1 tRNA gene and 2 rRNA genes (1 of these 3 cut by a window edge) are annotated in these 2,500 nt (G+C 55.2%); all 3 read right to left on the reverse strand.

Features of this window, described 5'->3' with window-relative positions:
* Positions 1 to 2 precede the first annotated feature (2 nt).
* A tRNA-Met gene (locus IE126_RS25200) sits at positions 3 to 79 on the reverse strand.
* Positions 80 to 118: 39 nt separating this feature from the next.
* Positions 119 to 233: ribosomal RNA gene (gene rrf / locus IE126_RS25205) — 5S ribosomal RNA — on the reverse strand.
* A gap of 88 nt (positions 234 to 321) precedes the next feature.
* Positions 322 to 2,500: ribosomal RNA gene (locus IE126_RS25210) — 23S ribosomal RNA — on the reverse strand (it continues 654 nt past the right edge of the window).

Raw genomic sequence — 2,500 nt, forward strand, 5'->3', positions numbered from 1 at the left:
TTTGGTTGCGGGGGCAGGATTTGAACCTGCGGCCTTCAGGTTATGAGCCTGACGAGCTACCGGGCTGCTCCACCCCGCGTCCGGGTGTTTTTTGTATCGTTGATGGGGTCTTTTCTAGGTTTGGCGGTGACCTACTCTCCCACGTCTTGAGACGCAGTACCATTGGCGTGTTGGCCCTTAACGGCCGAGTTCGGGATGGGATCGGGTGTTTAGCCAGCGCTATGACCACCAAACCGAGGAAAGACCCGTTTATGAGGAACATCAGGCGCAGTAGCGCTTGTTCAGGTTTTGAGCTTTTGACCAGTCTTGCTGTTACTGGATCAAATCAAGCCTATCGAGCAATTAGTACCGGTCAGCTGAATGCATTGCTGCACTTACACCTCCGGCCTATCGACGTGGTGGTCTTCCACGGCTCTCAAGGGAGACCTTGTTTTGAAGGGGGCTTCCCGCTTAGATGCCTTCAGCGGTTATCCTGTCCGTTCATAGCTACCCAGCACTGCCGTTGGCACGACAACTGGTCCACCAGTGGAACGTTCACCCCGGTCCTCTCGTACTAGGGGCAACTCTTCTCAAGTCTCCTACACCCACGGCAGATAGGGACCGAACTGTCTCACGACGTTCTAAACCCAGCTCACGTACCTCTTTAAATGGCGAACAGCCATACCCTTGGGACCTGCTCCAGCCCCAGGATGAGATGAGCCGACATCGAGGTGCCAAACGATGCCGTCGATATGGACTCTTGGGCATCATCAGCCTGTTATCCCCAGAGTACCTTTTATCCGTTGAGCGATGGCCCTCCCACTTGGGACCACCGGATCACTATGGCCGACTTTCGTCTCTGCTCGACTTGTCAGTCTTGCAGTCAGGCTGGCTTCTGCCATTGCACTCAACGAGCGATTTCCGACCGCTCTGAGCCAACCTTCGCGCGCCTCCGTTACGATTTGGGAGGCGACCGCCCCAGTCAAACTCCCCACCATGCATGGTCCCGGACCCGGATGACGGGCCGCGGTTAGACATCAAGAGTGCGAAGGGTGGTATCTCAAGGGAGGCTCCACAGAAACTGGCGTCTCTGCTTCGATGCCTACCACCTATCCTGCACATCACAATCCTGATGCCAGTGCAAAGCTGGAGTAAAGGTTCATGGGGTCTTTCCGTCTAACCGCGGGAAGTGTGCATCTTGACACACAGTTCAATTTCGCTGAGTCCACATCAGAGACAGCGGGGAGATCGTTACGCCATTCGTGCAGGTCGGAACTTACCCGACAAGGAATTTCGCTACCTTAGGACCGTTATAGTTACGGCCGCCGTTTACTGGGGCTTCAATTCAGAGCTTGCACCCCTCCTTTTAACCTTCCAGCACCGGGCAGGCGTCAGACTGTATACGTCGCCTTACGGCTTCGCACAGCCCTGTGTTTTAAGTAAACAGTCGCCACCCCCTGGTTTGTGCCCCCCTCCCATGCTTGCGCACAAGAGGGGCTCCCTTCTCGCGAACTTACGGGAGCATTTTGCCGAGTTCCTTTGATGTGGTTCTCTCAAGCGCCTTGGTATTCTCTACCAGTCCACCTGTGTCGGTTTGGGGTACGGTCTGATGGAGGGCTATTTCCAGGAACCGCTCAGCAGCCCGGTCAATCCGATAAGACCGAACTACACCTGCGATCCGTCACATCCTCCTGGCCCACGAATATTAACGTGGTTCCCATCGACTACGCCTTTCGGCCTCGCCTTAGGGGCCGGCTTACCCTGCTCAGATTAGCTTTAAGCAGGAACCCTTGGACTTTCGGCGACAGGGTCTCTCACCCTGTTTGTCGCTACTCATGTCAACATTCTCGCTTCTGATCTCTCCACCGGATGCCTTACGGCCCGGCTTCACAGAAAGCTCCTTGCCTCCATGGCACCCCGAAGGGCACACAAGAGGCATTGAGCTATATCACAGAACGCTCCGCTACCACGCGTATTGCTACGCATCCTGAGCTTCGGCTCGTGGCTTGAGCCCCGTTACATCTTCGCCGCAGGACATCTTGACTAGACCAGTGAGCTGTTACGCTATCTTTAAAGGATGGCTGCTTCTAAGCCAACCTCCTGGTTGTTTTGGACGTCCCACATGCTTTCCCACTTAGCCACGAATTAGGGGCCTTAGCTGCAGGTCAGGGTTGTTTCCCTCTTCACGACGGACGTTAGCACCCGCCGTGTGTCTCCCGGATAGTACTCTCGGGTATTCGGAGTTTGCTTAGGCTCAGTAAGTCTGTGGGACCCCATCACCCATGCAGTGCTCTACCCCCCGAGGTATTCGTCCGAGGCGCTACCTAAATAGCTTTCGCGGAGAACCAGCTATCTCCAGGTTTGATTGGCCTTTCACCCCTAGCCACAAGTCATCCAGACCCTTTTCAACGGGTGTTGGTTCGGACCTCCAGTACGTGTTACCGTACCTTCATCCTGCTCATGGCTAGATCACCTGGTTTCGGGTCTGATCCAACGAACTCATGCGCCCTTTTAAGACTCG

Origin of the sequence: Gemmobacter nanjingensis (assembly GCF_014652195.1) — a bacterium.
Taxonomy (GTDB): domain Bacteria; phylum Pseudomonadota; class Alphaproteobacteria; order Rhodobacterales; family Rhodobacteraceae; genus Gemmobacter; species Gemmobacter caeni.